At 71.5% G+C, this 17,211-nt stretch carries 18 protein-coding genes; 2 read left to right on the forward strand and 16 right to left on the reverse strand.

From position 1 onward, the window contains the following. Positions 1-130: 130 nt before the first annotated feature. Positions 131-1,078: a hypothetical protein gene (locus WMR31_RS15390; RefSeq protein WP_340539743.1), complete on the reverse strand. Its 948-nt coding sequence runs from the start codon at positions 1,076-1,078 to the stop codon at positions 131-133. After that, entirely contained in the window at positions 1,075-2,238 is a 1,164-nt protein-coding gene (locus WMR31_RS15395; protein WP_340539744.1) for a sulfotransferase family protein, read from the reverse strand. Before WMR31_RS15395 ends, WMR31_RS15390 begins: the two co-directional genes overlap by 4 nt. A gap of 176 nt (positions 2,239-2,414) precedes the next feature. Between WMR31_RS15395 and WMR31_RS15400 the strand changes: the two genes are divergently transcribed. Further along, a complete protein-coding gene (locus WMR31_RS15400; RefSeq protein WP_340539745.1) occupies positions 2,415-3,551 on the forward strand; it encodes a glycosyltransferase family 2 protein in 1,137 nt (378 codons plus the stop codon). A gap of 21 nt (positions 3,552-3,572) precedes the next feature. On the opposite strand, the gene WMR31_RS15405 is transcribed toward WMR31_RS15400, so the two are convergent. The 3 genes from WMR31_RS15405 to WMR31_RS15415 form a co-directional block, all read right to left on the reverse strand. Continuing rightward, entirely contained in the window at positions 3,573-4,562 is a 990-nt protein-coding gene (locus WMR31_RS15405; RefSeq protein ID WP_340539746.1) for an ABC transporter substrate-binding protein, read from the reverse strand. A 66-nt stretch (positions 4,563-4,628) separates the two neighbouring features. Then, positions 4,629-5,459, reverse strand: a complete 831-nt coding sequence (locus WMR31_RS15410; RefSeq protein ID WP_340539747.1) for an ABC transporter permease — start codon at positions 5,457-5,459, stop codon at positions 4,629-4,631. Further along, positions 5,456-6,223, reverse strand: a complete 768-nt coding sequence (locus WMR31_RS15415) for an ABC transporter permease (protein WP_340539748.1) — start codon at positions 6,221-6,223, stop codon at positions 5,456-5,458. Before WMR31_RS15415 ends, WMR31_RS15410 begins: the two co-directional genes overlap by 4 nt. A 63-nt stretch (positions 6,224-6,286) precedes the next feature. Between WMR31_RS15415 and WMR31_RS15420 the strand changes: the two genes are divergently transcribed. Further along, on the forward strand, positions 6,287-7,318 hold the full coding sequence (locus tag WMR31_RS15420; protein ID WP_340539749.1) for an ABC transporter ATP-binding protein: 1,032 nt from the start codon (positions 6,287-6,289) through the stop codon (positions 7,316-7,318). Positions 7,319-7,321: 3 nt separating this feature from the next. On the opposite strand, the gene WMR31_RS15425 is transcribed toward WMR31_RS15420, so the two are convergent. The 11 genes from WMR31_RS15425 to WMR31_RS15475 form a co-directional block, all read right to left on the reverse strand. After that, positions 7,322-8,446, reverse strand: a complete 1,125-nt coding sequence (locus WMR31_RS15425; RefSeq protein ID WP_340539750.1) for a GNAT family N-acetyltransferase — start codon at positions 8,444-8,446, stop codon at positions 7,322-7,324. Between the two features lie 56 nt (positions 8,447-8,502). After that, positions 8,503-9,153, reverse strand: a complete 651-nt coding sequence (locus WMR31_RS15430) for a hypothetical protein (protein WP_340539751.1) — start codon at positions 9,151-9,153, stop codon at positions 8,503-8,505. A 9-nt stretch (positions 9,154-9,162) separates the two neighbouring features. Further along, positions 9,163-9,666 (reverse strand): DUF3180 domain-containing protein, encoded by a 504-nt coding sequence (locus WMR31_RS15435; protein ID WP_340539752.1) that lies wholly within the window; start codon positions 9,664-9,666, stop codon positions 9,163-9,165. Between the two features lie 11 nt (positions 9,667-9,677). Continuing rightward, entirely contained in the window at positions 9,678-10,247 is a 570-nt protein-coding gene (folK, locus tag WMR31_RS15440; protein ID WP_340539753.1) for a 2-amino-4-hydroxy-6-hydroxymethyldihydropteridine diphosphokinase, read from the reverse strand. After that, a complete protein-coding gene (gene folB / locus WMR31_RS15445; RefSeq protein WP_340539754.1) occupies positions 10,240-10,638 on the reverse strand; it encodes a dihydroneopterin aldolase in 399 nt (132 codons plus the stop codon). The genes folK and folB overlap by 8 nt, the downstream gene beginning before the upstream one ends. Further along, positions 10,635-11,456 carry a dihydropteroate synthase gene (folP, locus tag WMR31_RS15450; RefSeq protein WP_340539755.1) on the reverse strand — a complete coding sequence of 274 codons (822 nt, stop codon included), beginning with the start codon at positions 11,454-11,456 and terminating at the stop codon, positions 10,635-10,637. Before folP ends, folB begins: the two co-directional genes overlap by 4 nt. Positions 11,457-11,711: 255 nt before the next feature. Next, the gene (gene folE, locus WMR31_RS15455; RefSeq protein ID WP_340539756.1) at positions 11,712-12,326 is read right to left on the reverse strand and encodes a GTP cyclohydrolase I FolE; all 615 of its coding nucleotides are present in this window, start codon (positions 12,324-12,326) and stop codon (positions 11,712-11,714) included. A gap of 9 nt (positions 12,327-12,335) precedes the next feature. Next, on the reverse strand, positions 12,336-14,393 hold the full coding sequence (gene ftsH / locus WMR31_RS15460) for an ATP-dependent zinc metalloprotease FtsH (protein ID WP_340539757.1): 2,058 nt from the start codon (positions 14,391-14,393) through the stop codon (positions 12,336-12,338). A gap of 170 nt (positions 14,394-14,563) precedes the next feature. After that, positions 14,564-15,115: a hypoxanthine phosphoribosyltransferase gene (gene hpt, locus WMR31_RS15465; protein ID WP_340539758.1), complete on the reverse strand. Its 552-nt coding sequence runs from the start codon at positions 15,113-15,115 to the stop codon at positions 14,564-14,566. Between the two features lie 42 nt (positions 15,116-15,157). Beyond that, positions 15,158-16,162 (reverse strand): tRNA lysidine(34) synthetase TilS, encoded by a 1,005-nt coding sequence (gene tilS / locus WMR31_RS15470; protein ID WP_340539759.1) that lies wholly within the window; start codon positions 16,160-16,162, stop codon positions 15,158-15,160. After that, positions 16,159-17,205 (reverse strand): Rv3626c family coenzyme F420 biosynthesis-associated protein, encoded by a 1,047-nt coding sequence (locus WMR31_RS15475; protein WP_340539760.1) that lies wholly within the window; start codon positions 17,203-17,205, stop codon positions 16,159-16,161. Before WMR31_RS15475 ends, tilS begins: the two co-directional genes overlap by 4 nt. Between the last annotated feature and the right edge of the window lie 6 nt (positions 17,206-17,211).

The following is a 17,211-nucleotide window of genomic DNA, read 5'->3' on the forward strand; positions in this document are numbered from 1 at the left end:
TGCCTCGTGCCCGAACGGCGCAATTGCGCGGAACGGTGCGGGCTACGCGTCAGTAACGGTGCCGTTCGACGCAATTGCGCGGAACGGCACCCCGGGGCGGCTGCCCGCCACCGAGCCTCGCCGGACCGCGTCAGGCCCGAGTCTGGTCGTCGGAGGACACGACGGTTCCGACCTCGAGGGGTCGCGGTGCTTGGGGCAGCCAGGTGCGGGTGACGTGGTCGACGATGTGGACGCCGTCGGGGGCGTGGATCTCGACCACCCCCTCGGGCACCTCTCCGGCGTTGAGCGCGTTGAAGACCGCCCACTCGCGCCGCTTGCGCTTGTTGCGGTGGCTGGTGGCGAAGGAGTCCGGGTCGGTCCAGTGGGCGAACTCGTCGCCGTCGAGGTACTTCAGTTCCACGCACAGCCCGTGCGGCAGGCCGATCGAGCGCACCGGCTTGGGCGTGGTGCGCACCTCCCACTCGAAGGCCTTGGTGAACACGAAGTCGGGGCCGATCGGGAAGCCCCACTCCTCGGCGTTGCGCAGTCCGAGGTCGAGGTAGCCGTGCGAGGTGCCGTCGAGGTAGAGGCCGTGGCGCGGCACCCGGATGATCGACTGGACGTCGCCGATCTGCCAGGCGAGGTCGGCCAGCGAGGCCTCGCCCTCGGCGGTGAGCACCATGTCGCCGTCCCACTTGAAGGAGTAGCGGGTGCCGACCTGGGCGAAGCACCAGTTGTAGAAGTAGGCCAACGAGTGCACCGACAGCTCGTGGACGGCGCGATGCTCGGCTCCGGCACGCGCCACCGTGAACGGATAGGTCGCCAAGGTGAGCTTGTCGGCCAGGCCCGCCGCGGCGGCGGTGTCGGCGGCGACGTCGGGGGTGCCGTCGGTCGAGCCGTTGTCGACGACCAGCACGTGGTCCATCGCGCGGAGCAGCGGCGGCAGCACGAAGGGCAGGGACGGCGCCTCGTCCTTGACCCGCAGCACCGCGGTGCTGCCGCTGCGCAGGCCGCCGGGGCGGAGCCACGGCCAGATGATGTCGAACTCGGTGTGCCCCTCGAGGTTGGCGAGGCCGGTGGGTCCGGCGTGCGCCGTCACGCCCGTTCCTTGCCCGCCAGCTTGCGAAGTCCACGACGCACGGGCGCCGGGATCGCCGCCCGGACGCCGTGTGGGATCCGCTCGACGCCGGTCGCGGCGGCGCCGGCGGTGGGGACGGGTGCGCGGGCCGGCTCGGGCGGCCGCGGCGCGCCGGCGCCGGAGGCCATCTGCCTGCGCGTGCGCTGCTCGGCGTGCACGACCGAGGAGCGCGAGATCGCCTCGGCCTCGGAGTACAGGTCGGTGTAGGCCTGCCGGAGCTCGTCGAGGGTGGCGTGTACGGCGGGGGTGTCGCCGCCGGGCTCGGCGAGGCGGTTGAGCTCCTCCCAGGTCTGCCCGACCAGGTCGTGCAGCTTGGGCGGCAGCCCGAGGTCGGCGAGCGTCTGCTGCATCCGGCGCAGGGACGGGTCGACGAAGCGGTGGCCGTCGCGGATCTGCTCGCTGTTGGCGTGCAGCACGCTCTGCAGGCCGAGCGTCTCGCCGACGTGCATGGTGGCGCGGGTCCAGTCGTCGAGCAGGTCGGCGTACCGCACGAAGACGCGACCGCCGTTTCCGGCGGCGAGGGCCGCGGGGTCGGTGGGGCGGGTGCCGCGCTCGGTGTGCAGCAGCATGTTCAGCCAGGACGCCGCCAGGTGGGCCGAGCCGAGCTTGTTGGCGTAGTAGGTCTGCTTGCTGCCGACCACCTCGGCCGGCGGTCGCAGCATCGTCGCGAACACCGGCTCGGCGCCGGTACGGATCGCCGCGACCCGCCACAGGCCGAGGAACCAGGCGAGCCGCGGATCCTTGATGACCAGCTCCGGGTACCCGCCGTTCCCGGCCGCCCCGCCGAACTGGCTCTCCAGCCACTGCGCCGTCGCGATCCGCTCGGGCTCGCGAGTGCTCACCCGGCCGGTGTCGAACCACGCCTCGGGGCGGGAGTCGGAGACCTGCACGAGCGCCTCCTTGAGGAGCCGGTCGTGGTGGTCGACCACCCATTGCGGCTCTCCGAAGCCCTTGGGGTTCGAGGCATCGGCCACGACCTCGGGCTGCGGCACGTACATGCCGAGGATCTTCATCAGACCGGCCAGCGTGCTGGTGCCGCTGCGGCCGGCACCGGCGACGAAGAGGACCTTGCGCGGGGTGTCGGCGGACTCGACGTCGGCTGCGGCAGGGGCGTCACTCACGGTCGCGATGCTATCCGGGGCTATCCGGTCTCGCCGCCCCCTCCGGCACGCGCTTCACGCTGACCCGTCCGCTATGGCTGACGGGTCAGCGCAGATTTCACGGTGACCCGTCCGCTATAGCTGACGGGTCAGCGCAACTGGCGGGTCAGGGACGAGGGTCATCTAGGCTCGCGGGCATGAGGATCGGGCGGCGCCGGGGCCGGCAGCCGCGGCTCAGCGTGGTGGTGCCCGTCTACGACGTCGAGGACTATCTGGGCCAGTGCCTCGACAGCATCCTGTCCAGCACCTATCCGGAGCTGGAGATCGTGGTCGTCGACGACGGGTCCACCGACGGGTCGGGTGCGCTCGCCGACGAGTACGCCGCCAAGCAGGCGCGGCTGCGGGTCGTCCACACCTCCAACCACGGACTCGGGGCGGCCCGCAACGAGGGACTGCGCCACACCACCGGCGAGCTGGTGACCTTCGCCGACTCCGACGACGTCGTCCCGGCCGGGGCCTACGACGCGCTCGCCCGGCAGCTGCGCGAGGGCGGGTGCGACTTCGTGACCGGATCGATCGCCTGGTGGCGGCCGGACGCGACCGACCCCGCGGAGGTGCTGGTCCAGCCGCCCTGGATGCGACGACTGCACCGCGACCGCACCGACGTGCGGATCGAGGAGGCGCCGGAGATCCTCGGCGACGTCTTCGCCTGGAACAAGCTGTTCACCCGGGCGTTCTGGGACGGCGCCGGCCTGTCGTGGCTGGAGGGTCACCGCTACGAGGACCAGCCGACCACGACCGAGGCGTATCTGAAGGCTCGACGCTTCGGCATCGCCCCGGAGATCGTCTACCACTGGCGGATCCGCACCGACGGCAGTTCGATCACCCAGCAGCGCTTCTCCCTGCCCGACCTCGAGGACCGCTGGCTCACCAAGCAGCTCACCGCCCGCAGCGTCGCCGACCACGGGTCGCCCGAAGTGTCGCGGATCTTCACCGACCGGGTCCTGCCCGGCGACCTGCACCGCTACTTCGTGCTCATCCCCGAGGCCGACGACGAGTGGTACGCGCTGCTGGAGTCCGGCGTGCGCGAGCTGTTCGGATCGCGCTCGCTGACCCACAGCGGGCTGCCACCCGTGCACCGGCTCACCGGCTGGCTCGTGGAGCAGGGACGGCGCGCGGACGCCGCGCACGTGATGCGCCACGTCGCGAGCCTCCCGCCGGGTCGGCGGGTCGCGCGGGTGGAGGACCCGCGCGGGCTACGGATCGACGTCCCCGGCCTCGACCCGGCCACCGTCGACTTCGCGGCCCTCGCGCTGCGGGACCACGAAGCCTGACGGCGGCCGGAGGGCCCGCGGCTAGAGCAGACCCTCCTCGGTGAGGAACGACTTCGCGACGTCCTCGGCCTTCTCACGGTTGACGCTCACCCGGGCGTTGAGCTCGGTGAGGTTCTCGGTGGTGAGCTTGCCCATGAGCGGGTTGAGCAGGTCGGCCAGGTCGGGGTGGGCGGTGAGGAACTCGGTGGAGACCGCCGGCACGAGGTTCTGGGCCGGCTGGATCTGCATGTCGTCCTCGAGCACGACGAGGTCCTGGGACTCCAGGGTGCCGTCGGTGGTGCTGGTCTCGCCGAGCTCGACCTCGCCGTCGATGACCGCCTTGTAGGTCTGGTCGCTGGCGTAGCCGAGCGGCAGCACCTCGGTGATGTCGATGCCGTACTGGTCGCTCAGACCACCCTCGCAGTCCAGGCGCCCCTCGCAGTCGGGCGCGGCCGCGAGCTTGATCGACTTGCCCTTGAGGTCGGACAGCTTGGTGACGTCGTTGTCCTCGGAGTACTTCTTGGTCACGAAGAAGGCGTTGGTGTCGGTGGCCTCGGAGATGTCGAGCAGCGTGATGCCGGCCTCGTCGAGGAGCTGCGCGCCGTCGTCGGCCAGCTGCTGTCCGTCACCGGACTCGAACGGCTTGGCACTGTCGCCGTTCTCGCGGGTGTTGAGGAAGTTGACGATGCCGCCGACGTACTCGGGCACGACGTCGACGTCGCCGGGGAAGGTCGACATGTAGGCATCGCGGGCGTCGACCAGCTGCACCTCGGCGGTGTAGCCGCCGGCCTCGAGCAGCTGCTCGTACATCGAGGCGACCATCGCGGCCTCGGGGAACGACTGGCTGGCGATCGTGACCGCTTCCCCGTCGCTGGCCGGCGGAGCGCTGGACTCGCTGCCGGTGTCCGAGCTGGCGCCGTCGCTCGGCGAGTCGGACTCGTCGTCGTTGGCGAGGTCGTCGCCGGCGCACGCGCCGGTGGCGAGCAGGAGCGTCGCGGTGAAGACCGCGGCGAGGGGGCGTCGAAGATTCATGGGCGTCCTTCTGTGTCCCGCGGCATCTGGACCGCGCGTGTCCGGAACGGGCGGCGCCGCCGCACGTCAGTCGCCGAAGGTCTCGGCTTCCTCGACCTTAAGCGCAGTCACCGACGCTTTCGTACCCCGGCCTGCCTCGGAGTCGTCCGGACGATCGGCGTCGTCGTCCGGTCCGAGTGCGGCCTCGGCGCCCGACATCGGGTCGAGGAGCCGCTGGAGCAGTGCACCGAGGAGCTCCAGCACCAGCGCCACCGCCGCCACGACGACCGCACCGGCCAGGCCCTTGCCGTAGTTGCTGCGGAAGAAGCCGTCGGTGATGACCCGACCGAGCCCGGGCCCGGCGACCAGCGCCGCGATGGTCGCGGTGGCCCACACCTGCACCAGTGCCAGCCGGACGCCGCTGGTGAGCACCGGCATCGACAGCGGCAGCTCGACGCGCCAGAACCGCTGCCAGCCACTCATCCCCATCCCGGTGGCGGCCTCCTTGACGTCGTCGGGGACCTCGCGCATGGCGACATAGGCGTTGGTGATGATCGGTGGGAGCGCGAACAGGGCGAGCGCGACGAGGGTGGCCCCGCCCGCGCGGCCGTAGGGCCCGAGCTCGGCGGTGCCGGGGAACGTGTCGCCGGTCCAGCCCCACGGGTCGGCGATCACGAAGAGCCCCAGCAGCGCGAACGTCGGGATCGCGCGTCCGACGTTGGAGATGTTGATGGCCAGGAAGCCGCCTCGGCCCAGGTGCCCCAGCCACAGGGCGATCGGCAGTCCGACCACCAGGGCGACCACCAGGGCGGTGACGGTGAGCAGGAGCTGCTGCACGAGGAGCGCGAGCATGCCCCCGCTGCCGGTCCAGTTGGCGCCGTCGAGGAGGTAGTCGAGCATGTCGCTGAAGACGGTCATGCCGGTGCCCCCACTTCGTCATCCACGCGGTCATCCACGCGCGAGCGCGTGCGCGGTCTGGAGGTGCCACGATGCGTCCACGGCGTGAGGAGCCACTGCGCGACCACCAGCAGGACGTCGAGCAGCACCGCGAGCACGACGCACAAGATGGCCGCGGCGGCGAGCTCGGCGCGGAAGTTGTTGGTGACGCCGTCCTTGATGAGGTTCCCCAGCCCCCCGTAGGCCACCAGCGAACCCACCGTGGTGAGCGCGACCGTCGAGACCGTCGCGACGCGAAGACCCGCCATGATGACCGGAAGCGCCAGCGGGAGCTCGACCCGGAACAGCAGCCGCGCCGGCCCGTAGCCGAGGCCCACGGCCGCCTCGCGGACGTCGTCGGGCACCGCCCGCAGGCCCGCCAGGATCGCGCGGACCAAGATGGTGAGCGCGTACAGCGCGAGACCGATCACCACCGTGGTCCGGGAGAGGCCGGTGAACGGGACCAGCAGCGGGAACAGCGCCAGCGACGGGATCGTGTAGATGCCGGTACTGACCGCCAGCAGGGGCGTCTCGAGCCGGGACCAGCGCCGCGCGATCAGCGCGAGCGGGAACGCGATGAGGACCCCCAGCACGATCGCGGCGACCGTGATCTGGATGTGCTGGACGGTGGCATCGACCAGGTCGCCGCCGCGATCCTCGAAGTACTGCTGACAGAACCACTCGTTGTCGATCCGGCTGTAACACGGGATCTCGAAGTCCGCTGAGTGCGGCGCGAGTAGGGTCACCACATGCAACCTACCGGCCCGACGGCCGACTCGGGCAGCGACTCGGGCGCAGGCGAGGTCCCCATGATCAGCCTGACCGGCGTCGGGAAGACCTATCCGGACGGCACCGTCGCGGTGCAGGAGCTCGATCTGGACGTGCGTCGCGGCGAGCTGGTCTGCCTGGTCGGCCCGTCCGGGTGCGGCAAGTCGACGACGTTGAAGATGATCAACCGCCTCATCGAGCCGAGCACCGGCACGATCCGGATCGACGGCGCCGACATCATGGACCAGGACCCGGTGAAGCTGCGCCGGGGCATCGGCTATGTGATCCAGGCGGTCGGGCTGTTCCCGCACGAGCGGATCGTCCAGAACGTCATGACCGTCCCGCTGCTCTACGGCGAGTCGAAGGCCACCGCCCGCCAGCGCGCGAACGAGCTGCTCGACCTGGTGGGCCTGAACCCGGGCAAGTACGGCCGCAGGTACCCCCACCAGCTCTCCGGCGGTCAGCGCCAGCGGGTCGGCGTGGCCCGGGCGCTCGCCGCGAACCCACCGGTGCTGCTCATGGACGAGCCGTTCGGCGCGGTCGACCCCGTCGTCCGGGTGCGCCTGCAAGATGAGTTCCTGCGATTGCAGCGCGAGCTCGACAAGACCGTCGTGCTGGTCACCCACGACATCGACGAGGCGGTGCGGATGGGCGATCGGGTCGCCGTCTTCGCCCAGGGCGGCCGGCTCGCGCAGTACGCCACCCCGGCCGAGCTGCTCGCCGACCCGGCCGACGAGTTCGTCGCCGACTTCGTGGGCTCCACCCGCGGACTGCGCCGGCTGACCGTCACCCGCCTCGATCCCGGGCACCTCGAACCCCTCGACGGCGTCCGCACCGGCGACCTGGGCGCGGCGATCGACCTCGACTCCTCACTCGAGGAGGCGCTGGCCGCGATGCTGCGCGAGGATCGAGGCATGATCGCGGTCAAGGACGGACCGCGGTTCGTGGGGGTCCTCACCCCGAACGGCGTGCATGCCGCCCTGCGCGCCTCGCTGGCCGATCTCGAGAACGAGCGGGAGTCCGCCGCCGAGCGGCCTGCCACGCCCGCTCCGGGGCCCGACCTGGAGAAGTGAGGGTCAGTCCACCGGCACGTCGCGGTGCCAGGACTCGGTGACATACGACGTCGTCCAGCCCATCGACTCATAGAGGCCGGTCGCGCCGGTCTCGGAGTCGGCGTCGACCTCGAGCCCGACGCGATCGCGGCCGCGGCTCGCGGCGTCGGTGATGATCGTGCGCAGCAGCCCCTTGGCCACACCGCGCCCGCGGGCGGCTTCCCGCACGCCCAGGTAGGCGACGTAGGAGCCGTCGGGACCGTCGTTGGTGTGCGAGACGGTGCCGATCAGGGCGCCCACCGGCTCCAGGTCGGCATCCTCGTGCACGTCGTCGTCGCCGACGAGCTCGGCAAGCCACCAGTGATCCCACCGGTGCCCGGGGCTCTCGCGAATGCGGTGCACGAACTCCTCGAAGGTCTCCTCCCAGGAGTTGAAGTGGTCGCGGAACGCCTCCTCGAGCACGTCGTGCACCGCGCGGAGGTCGCGCTCGTCGGGCATCCCCGCGTCCACACCCGACGTCGCGGCGCGGACGCGACGGAACCGGACACCGCGCCCCTCCCACGACTGCGTCGAGGGCACCAGATCGGTCTCCTCGGCGCCCACCGGTCGGCTCATCTGCCACCAGGTCCGCACCCGCGTGAACCCGGAGTCGGCGAGCCATCCGGCCTGGCGCTCGTCGTCGGCGTAGGTCCCGGTGTCGATCTGCTGCACCGAGAGTCCGCGGGCCGCCCCCACCGAGCGAGCCTGGGCGACGGCCCACTCGATGATGACCTCGGAGCAGGCGCGCGCGGTGTCGTCGTCGAGGCCTCGGTCGACGATGTCGAGCAGCAGCATCCGGCCGCCCGCGCGGTCGTGCACCCCTCCCCAGGCTCGGATCGCGCCGTCGGCGTCGCGGATCACGAGGTTCTGCCGGGTCCGAAGAGCCGGCGCGGAGACCTCGACCAGGACATCCTCCACCGACGAGCCGGCCCATCCGCGCCCCTGCCGTTCGTGGTCGCGCAGCAGCCGGGTCAGCCCGGCGAGGTCGAACCGGTCCTCCGGGTCGGGCTGCCCGACGTGCCAGCCCGAGGGCAGGGCCGGGTGGGTGTCGACGAGGTCACCGACGAGGGCGCCGGGATCGGTCTCGAAGCGGGATTCCTCGGAAGTCACAGCAAGCCATTGTGCCGGACGGCGTCTCGACGGTCCGGCGGTGATCCCCAGTCGGATCAGGCGTGCTTGCGATCCTCGACGTGCGAGCTCTGCCAGGCGTTGAGCTCGGCCTGGACCAGGTCGAGCTCCTGCTCGAGCTCGGCGACCCGGACGATCGCCATCGCGGCGCGCTCCTCGGCGTCGGCCAGGCGCGCGGCCTGGCGCTCGCGGTTGGCCGCTGCGGTCTTGGCCGCGGCCCGGTGGCGCTCCTGCTCCTTGCGCGCCCGCGTCCGCTCCTCGGCGAGCTGGTCGCGCGCGCGGGTCACCTCCGCCGCGGCGTCGGCGAGCCGGGTCTCCAGCCGGCCGATGGTGGCCTCGTGGCGGGCGATCCGGCCGGTGGTCGAGACGACGTACAGGGCCTGCTCGGCCGTGCGCGTCTCGGTGAGGTCGGCGTAGTCGCGCGCCTGCTGGGCGCGGTCGCGCGCCCAGTCGCGGCGGGTCTGCAGGACCTCGGTGTGGACGATGCGGGTGGCGACAGCACCCAGGAGCGCGGCGGCGACGGCCGCGCCGATGGCCACCCCCAGGGAGCCGGCGAGTGCGGCGACCGCGGCGGCAGCGACAGCGAGCGCGACGAGGGCGACGGCGACGAGGACACGCGTCGAGCGTCGGCGGCGGCGAGACGGCGGGACGCCGGCGGCCGAGGCGGGGTATGCGGAAGGGGAAGGCATAGCGTCAGGCTAGTTGTCGGAGGCCTCCGAACGGACGCGACACGCTCGCTCCAGCAGCAGCGACGTGACGACGACCAAGGCGCCGGCGAGCCCCGCGAGCCCGGCTCGGAGGATGCGTTGATCGGCCAGCTCGGACGGGTCGCCGACCCAGCTGGCGGCGTAGCCGAGATATCCGCCGCCTACCAGTCCGCCCACGTAGGCGCAGGCGCGAGCGAGCACGAGCCGGTTGACCGCCTGGTTCGGCGCCAGTCGCTCCCGCCGCACGTGGACCGCGCGGTAGGTGACCCAGGCCGTCCAGCCGAGGATCGCCGCGACCAGGAAGAGGGCCAGCGGCTGGGCCCACGAGACCAGTGGCGGCGTCCCGGAGCGGGCGGTGACGGTGTGGACGAGCCAGCCGAGCACGAAGCCGACGATCGCCCAGATGACAGGGACGTGCGGCGGCGTGGGGCGTAGGGAACCGCCGTCGGGGCGCTGGTCGTCGGGGCCCTGCTGCTCCTGCCGCTCGTGGTCCAAGCCGGTCCCGACTACTCGACCTCGAGAACGAGGTCCTCGCGCAGGGTGAGGCCGTCGACCCCGGTCTTGTCGAGCAGGATCGCGATGGGGCCCTGGCCGGGCAGCTCGGCGTCGGGCTCGAGGTCGTGCCAGGGCTTGAGCACGAAGGCGCGCTCGTGGGCGCGCGGGTGCGGCAGTCGCAGCGCCTCGGTGTCGCTGCGGCGGTCGCCGACGACGATCAGGTCGACGTCGAGGGTGCGCGGCGCGTTCTCGGTCTCGCTGCGCTCCCGGTCGTAGGCGTCCTCGACGGCCAGGGCGCGGTCCATGAGCCGGTTGGCGGCCAGGGTGGTGTCGGCCAGGACGACGGCGTTGAGGAAGTTCTGGGCTCCTGGCGGGCAGTCGACCGGCACGGTCTCGTAGACCGGCGAGACCCCGGTGACCCACACGTCGGGGGTGTCGGCGATCGCGTCGACCGCGCCCTGGAGGCTCGCCATCGACTCGCCGAGGTTCGAGCCCAGCGCGATGACGACCCTGCGGATGGGTCGCATCTCTCCGGTGAGGGTGTCCGCATCGATGATGTGCGGGTTGGGGGTCTCAGTCACGGGGGACCTCGCGCTCTCGGGTGATCGTCAGCGCGACGTCGGCGAACGTCGCGTCGAGGGGGGCTTCGGGCTTGTGGACCGTCACCTGAACCCATTCAACACGAGCGTCCAAGAGACAGACGTCCGCGATCCGTTGGGCAAGGGTCTCGATCAGGTCGACCGGGTCGTGCTCCACGGCGGCTTGCACCGAAGTTCCGAGACTTCCGTAGTCGACCGTGTCCTGCAAGTCGTCGGAGGCGGCCGCGGGCCTGGTGTCGAGGCCGAGCACGAGGTCGATGACGAACCGCTGACCGTCGCGTCGCTCGAAGTCGAAGACCCCGTGGTGGCCCCGGCACTCGAGTCCGACCAGCGCGAGCCGGTCGACCCGATCCGGGGTCGAGGTGGGGGTCATCGGGTCCGTTGCCACACGCTCAGCACATCACGGGTGCCCCTGACGTCGTGCACCCGGACCCCCCACACGCCCCGTTCGGCCACCACCATCGTGAGGGCGTGCCCCGCGATCTCGCGCTCGGTCACCGGACGCGGGTTGCCGTCGGCGTCGGCGAGGAGCGAGCCGAGGAACGACTTGCGGCTCGCGCCGACCAGGAGTGGCAGGCCGAGCCTGCCGGGCCCGTCCGGGCGCCCGAGCGAGGCGACGAGCTCCCAGTTGTGCTCGGCGCTCTTGGCGAAGCCGAGCCCGGGGTCGAGCACGATCCGCTCGTCGGGCACGCCCGCGGCGCGGATCGCGGCCACCCGCTCGCCGAGCTCGCGCACCACGGCCGCGACCACGCCGCCCGGCTCGTCGTAGACCGCGAGGTCCTGCATCCGGTCGCTGTGCGCCCGCCAGTGCATCGCGACGTAGGTGGCCTGGGACGCCGCGACGACGTCGAGGATGGCCGGATCGGCGAGCCCGCCGGAGACGTCGTTGACCACCTGCGCGCCGGCGGCGATGGCGGCCGCGGCGACCTCGGCTCGCATCGTGTCGACCGACACCCGGGCGCCCTCCGCGGCGAGCGTCTCGATCACCGGAATGACCCGGTCGAGCTCCTCGGAGACCAGCGGGCGCGTGGCCCCCGGCCGGGTCGACTCGCCCCCGATGTCGAGCAGGTCGGCGCCCTCGGCCCACAGCCGGCGTCCGTGCGCGAGCGCGGCATCGGTGTCGGCGAACCGGCCACCGTCGGAGAAGGAGTCGGGCGTCACGTTGACCACGCCCATGACCACCAGACCCATGGGATCAACCTAGTGGTCGGCCCGCCCCGGGATTTCCCCGGTCGACCGGGGAAGTCTGAACTTGTCGGGCGAAATATCGGCCCCCCAGTTCATGGATCGGCCGCCCAGTTCAGAGATCGGCCGCCCGGTTCATAGATCCCCGGTCGACCGGGGAAACCTGAACTTGTCGGGCGAAATATCGGCCCCCCAGTTCATAGATCCCCGGTCGACCGGGGAAATCCCGCCCGCGTGGACCGCAGCCGGGGAGAGGCGGCCTCAGCGGCGGTGGATCAGGGCCATCGCCTCGGCGCGGGTGGCGGGGTCGGTGCGCATGGTGCCGCGGACGACGGAGGTGATGGTGCGCGAGCCGGCCTTGCGGACGCCGCGCATGGTCATGCACAGGTGCTCGGCCTCGATCACCACGATGACGCCGCGGGCGCCGAGGATGTCGCTGAGGGCGTCGGCGATCTGGGTGGTGAGGCGCTCTTGCACCTGGGGCCGCTTGGCGTAGAGGTCGACGAGGCGGGCGAGCTTGGAGAGCCCGGTGATCTTGCCGGTGGTGGCCGGGATGTATCCGACGTGGGCGACGCCGGTGAAGGGCACCAGGTGGTGCTCGCACATCGACCACAGCTCGATGTCGCGCACCAGCACCATCTCGTCGTGACCGAGGTCGAAGGTCGTGCTCAGCACGTCCTCGGGACGCTGGCGCAGGCCGGCGGTCAGCTCGGCGTAGGCCCGCGCGACCCGGGCGGGGGTGTCGCGCAGCCCCTCGCGGTCGGGGTCCTCGCCGATCGCGGCGAGGAGCTCGCGGATCGCGGCCTCGGCCCGGGGCTGGTCGAAGTCGGGCACCTCGGACGGGTCGCGGTCCGCCCGGTCGATCGGGTCATCCATCGAGGCAGCTCAGGCTGGCGGGGTCGGCGTGATGCCGCCGTCGAGACCGGGATCGCCGTGGACGTCGCCGCCGGGCCCCGGGGGCGTCACGATCGCGCCGGCGTCCTCGGGGGTCTTGGCCAGGCCGTTGACGGCCGCACGCTCGCGGATCGCCCGCGGGATCTCGACCGGCGGGATCGCCGAGGGGTTGCGCGTAGGGGAGCCCGTCCACGCCGGCCGCTCGGGCCGACGCTTGAGCGCCTTGAAGATCTCGGCGACCTGCTCCTTGTCGAGGGTCTCCTTGTCGAGCAGCGCGAGCACGAGCGCGTCGAGGACGTCGCGGTTGTCCTCGAGGGCGTCGAAGGCCTCCTGGTGGGCGGTGGTGAGCAGCTTGGTGACCTCGTCGTCGACGATCGCGGCGACGTCCTCGCTGTAGTCGCGCGAGTGCCGCAGGTCGCGGCCGAGGAAGGGCTGGCTGTTGTCGCTGCCGAGCTTGATCGCGCCGAGCCGCTCGGTCATGCCGTACTGGGTGACCATCGCGCGGGCCAGGTTGGTGGCCTTCTCGATGTCGTTGCCGGCGCCGGTGGTGGGGTCGTGGAAGATCATCTCCTCCGCGGCCCGCCCGCCCAGCATGTAGGCGAGCTTGTCGAGCAGCTCCGAGCGGGTCTGGGAGTACTTGTCCTCGTCGGGCAGCACCATCGTGTAGCCCAGGGCGCGCCCGCGCGGGAGGATCGTGATCTTGTGCACCGGGTCGGTGCCGGGCATCGCGGCGGCGACCAGTGCGTGGCCGCCCTCGTGATAGGCGGTGACGAGCTTCTCCTTCTCGCTCATCAACCGGGTGCGGCGCTGCGGGCCGGCGATCACGCGGTCGATCGCCTCGTCGAGGGAGGCGGCGTCGATGAGCTTCTTGCCGCTGCGGGCGGTGAGCAGGGCGGCCTCGTTGAGGACGTTGGCCAGGTCGGCGCCGCTGAACCCTGGGGTGCGGCGGGCGACGTTCTCGAGGTCGATGTCGGGGGCCAGCGGCTTGCCGCGGGCGTGGACCTGCAGGATCTTGGTGCGCCCGGAGAGGTCGGGGGCGTCGACCTGGATCTGGCGGTCGAAGCGGCCCGGGCGCAGCAGGGCCGGGTCCAGGACGTCGGGACGGTTGGTGGCCGCGATCAGGATGACGCCGCCGCGCACGTCGAAGCCGTCCATCTCGACCAGCAGCTGGTTGAGCGTCTGCTCGCGCTCGTCGTGGCCGCCGCCCATCCCGGTGCCGCGGTGCCGCCCGACGGCGTCGATCTCGTCGATGAAGACGATCGCGGGGGCGTTCTCCTTGGCCTGCTCGAACAGGTCGCGGACCCGGCTGGCTCCCACACCGACGAACATCTCGACGAAGTCGGAGCCGGAGATCGAGTAGAACGGCACGCCGGCCTCGCCGGCCACCGCCCGCGCCAGCAGGGTCTTGCCGGTGCCGGGCTGGCCGTAGAGCAGGACGCCCTTGGGGATCTTCGCGCCCACGGCCTGGAACTTGGCCGGCTCCTGGAGGAACTCCTTGATCTCGCCGAGCTCCTCGATCGCCTCGTCGCACCCGGCGACGTCGGCGAAGGTGGTCTTCGGCATGTCCTTGGAGATGAGCTTGGCCTTGGACTTGGCGAACTGCATGACGCCGCGTCCGCCGCCACCCTGCACGCTGTTCATCAGCCACAGGAACAGCAAGATGATCAGGACGAAGGGGATGAGCGTGGCGAAGATGCTGGTGAGCAGGCTGGGCTGCGGGTTCTCCGAGGTCGACTTCTCGATGCTGCCGCCGTTCTCCTTCAGCCTGGAATCGACCTGCGCGATGATCCCCTGCTGCTGTCCGAGCACGTAGAACGACTCCACCTTGGAGCCGGAGTCGCGAGCGCCGTCGACCAGCGTGGCCTCGATCTTCTGCTCGCCGTCGATGAAGGTGATGTCCTTCACCTTGTCCTCGGCGATGTACTGCTGCATCCGAGAGGTGGGGATCTCGTCGTAGCCGCCACCGGGGGCCAGGAACTGGAGGGCGAGGACGACGGCGACCACGGCGACGGCGATCCAGACCCAGGGGCCCTTGAAAATCCGCTTCACGACAACTCTTTCACAGCTAGTGCGCCGTACTCCGACAACTCATCGGCAACTGGTGGCGACTCATAGTCAAGTACCCGACGGTACAGGGGCGCCGGGCTCCCGCCATTCTCGCAGGCGGGTGGCTGAATCGCCGGATCGGCCGGACCGAGCCGGACCGCGAGACCGACGGGTCAGCTGTAGACGTGCAGCGCGAGGGTGCCGATGTCGCGCAGATTGCGGTAGCGCTCCTTGTAGTCCAGGCCGTAGCCCACCACGAACTCGTTGGGGATGTCCCACCCGACGTACTTGACGTCCACCGGCATCTGGAGCGCCTCGGGCTTGCGCAGGAGCGTGCAGATCTCCACGCTCGCGGGGTTGCGGGAGCCGAGGTTGGCGGTCAGCCAGCTCAGGGTGAGGCCGGTGTCGATGATCTCGTCGACGATGACGACGTGGCGCCCGCTGATGTCGGTGTCGAGGTCCTTGAGGATCCGCACGACCCCGCTGGACTTGGTGCCCGAGCCGTAGGAGGAGACCGCCATCCAGTCCATCTCGACGTGCCGGGTGAACGCGCGGGCCATGTCGGCCATCACCATCACCGCGCCGCGCAGGATGCCGACGATGAGGAGGTCCTCGCCCTCGTAGTCGCGCTCGATCTCGGCGGCCAGCTCCCCGATCCGCTCGTGGATCTGGGCTTCGGTGAAGAGGACGTTGACGAGGTCGCTGTCGACGTGGGCTGCGTCCATGTACGGAAGCCTAGTGGTGTGGGTGGCCGCCGGCGGACCCGGTCAGTGCGGCGCCTCGGTGGGCCGGAAGCGCAGGTGGGTGCGGTCACGATAGGCCGTGACCCGGCCGGGGAGCTGGACCTGGCCGCGCACGTCCCCGGCGACCAGGGCCACCAGGGCCGTCACGTGCACGTGGAAGAGCTCCGATGCCGGACTGCCCGCGGCGAGGGCCGCCAGGCGCACGACCCGGGAGCGGATCGCCTCGGGCTGGCCGGCGAGCGATTCGACGTCGATGCCGTCCTCGCCCCTCACCTCGAGGAAGGCCAGATCGGCGAGGTCGTCGAGGGCCTCCATGTCGGGGCGCAGCAACTGTCCGGTGCGGGCCAGGGTCGCCGCGACCCCCGGGCCGAGCTCGCGCTCCAGCGTGGGCAGCACCGTGTGCCGCACCCGCGACCTGGTGAACCGCGGGTCGGCGTTGTGCGGGTCGGTCCAGTACTCGATGGCCTCCGCCGCGCAGGCCTGCTCGGTCTGGGCGCGGGTGACGTCGAGCAGCGGGCGGCGGAACACCCCGAAGCCGGGGCGCATTCCGGCGATCGAGCGGCCGCCACTGCCGCGAGTGAGGCCGAGCAGTACGGTCTCGGCCTGGTCGTCGAGGGTGTGTCCGAGCAGGACGGTGTCACTTCCGGCGCTCTGGGCCACCTGCTCCAGGACGGCGTAGCGCGCCTCGCGGGCGGCGGCCTCGACGCCGCGTCCGTCGGTGCGGACCTCCACCCTCGCACCGACGGTCTCGTCGGCGCCGAGTCGCGCCATCTGCGCGATCACGGTGTCGGTGTGCTCGGCGGAGCCGTCCTGCAGGCCGTGGTCGACGACAGCGCCGACGACCCGGCGACGGGTGGGCTCGTTGCGCGTCTCGAAGACGGTGGCCGCGAGCAGGGCGAGGCTGTCGGCGCCACCCGAGCAGGCCACCACGATCGGCCCGTCGGGCGAGCGGCGTTCGGCCGACGACGTCGTCGCCAGGTCCCGGCGCACGGCGAGCCGGACCGCCGCCACCGCCGGGTCGAGGGTCACAGGACCCGGGTGATCCAGGCGTCGGGGTCGGAGATCTCGGCCTTGGTGGGCAGGTTCTCGGCCCGCTCCCACACGGCGTTGAACTCACTCATCCCGACCTTGTCGACCACGGCGCGCACGAACTTCGCGCCGTCGCGGTACTGCGCCATCTTGGCGTCCATGCCGAGCAGTCGGCGCATCGCGCGGTCGAGCGTGCCGACACCCTTGCGGCGCTGGTTGAAGCGGCGCCGAATCGTGGCGACCGTCGGGATGACGCTGGGACCCACGCCGTCCATGACGACGTCGGCGTGCCCCTCGAGCAGCGACATCATCCCGGTGACGCCGTCGAGGATCGCGCGCTGCTCGGGCGTGCTCATCAGGTCGACGAGACTGACTCCGGACATGCTGCGAGGACCGCCACGCACCGTCTCGCCGACCTTCTTGAGGGTGTCCTCGATGCCTCCGGGCCCGACCGACTCCGCGAGGGTCTGGACCTGCGTGTAGAGGTGGTCGCGCATCCACGGGACGGCCGTGAACTGCACCCGGTGGGTCTCCTCGTGCAGGCAGACCCACAGCCGGAAGTCACGCGGCTTGACGTCGAGCTCCCGCTCGACGTGGACGATGTTCGGGGCCACGAGCAGCAGGCGCCCGTCGGGGGCATAGAAGGGGTCGAACTGCCCGAGCACCTTCCCGGCGAGGAAGCCGAGGACTCCGCCGACCTCGGCGCCGGTGACCCGCGAGCCGACGGCCAGGGTGAGCCCCTTGGGGGTGCGGCGTTCGGTGAGCTTGTCGACCAGCGGCCCGAGCAGGTGCTTGAAGGCGTCGGCGTTGGCCTGGATCCACCCGGGGCGATCGACGACCAGGACGGGGGCATGGTGGTGGGGGGCTTCGAGTCCGGTGAACTCACGCACGTGGGCGGTGGAGGTCTCGGCACCCTCGCGCAGCTCGACGACGGCGTCCTCCGCCTCGGTGCGGGTGACGCGCGGCCCGTCGCCGGCGACTCGGCCGGCCACCCGGACCGCGAGGTCCCAGTCGATCATGTCGCGCGCGGCACCGGAGGTCATGCCTTG

Source organism: Nocardioides epinepheli, assembly GCF_037936805.1.
Lineage (GTDB): Bacteria > Actinomycetota > Actinomycetes > Propionibacteriales > Nocardioidaceae > Nocardioides.

What these genes read in the sequence shown, in the direction of transcription:
- WMR31_RS15410 (WP_340539747.1), bottom strand. Translation starts at nt 5,459, where the DNA reads ATGACCGTCTTCAGCGACATGCTCGACTACCTCCTCGACGGCGCCAAC.
- WMR31_RS15400 (WP_340539745.1), top strand. Translation starts at nt 2,415, where the DNA reads ATGAGGATCGGGCGGCGCCGGGGCCGGCAGCCGCGGCTCAGCGTGGTG.
- hpt (WP_340539758.1), bottom strand. Translation starts at nt 15,115, where the DNA reads ATGGACGCAGCCCACGTCGACAGCGACCTCGTCAACGTCCTCTTCACC.
- folB (WP_340539754.1), bottom strand. Translation starts at nt 10,638, where the DNA reads ATGACCCCCACCTCGACCCCGGATCGGGTCGACCGGCTCGCGCTGGTC.
- WMR31_RS15420 (WP_340539749.1), top strand. Translation starts at nt 6,287, where the DNA reads ATGATCAGCCTGACCGGCGTCGGGAAGACCTATCCGGACGGCACCGTC.
- WMR31_RS15430 (WP_340539751.1), bottom strand. Translation starts at nt 9,153, where the DNA reads ATGCCTTCCCCTTCCGCATACCCCGCCTCGGCCGCCGGCGTCCCGCCG.
- WMR31_RS15405 (WP_340539746.1), bottom strand. Translation starts at nt 4,562, where the DNA reads ATGAATCTTCGACGCCCCCTCGCCGCGGTCTTCACCGCGACGCTCCTG.
- folP (WP_340539755.1), bottom strand. Translation starts at nt 11,456, where the DNA reads ATGGGTCTGGTGGTCATGGGCGTGGTCAACGTGACGCCCGACTCCTTC.
- folE (WP_340539756.1), bottom strand. Translation starts at nt 12,326, where the DNA reads ATGGATGACCCGATCGACCGGGCGGACCGCGACCCGTCCGAGGTGCCC.
- WMR31_RS15475 (WP_340539760.1), bottom strand. Translation starts at nt 17,205, where the DNA reads ATGACCTCCGGTGCCGCGCGCGACATGATCGACTGGGACCTCGCGGTC.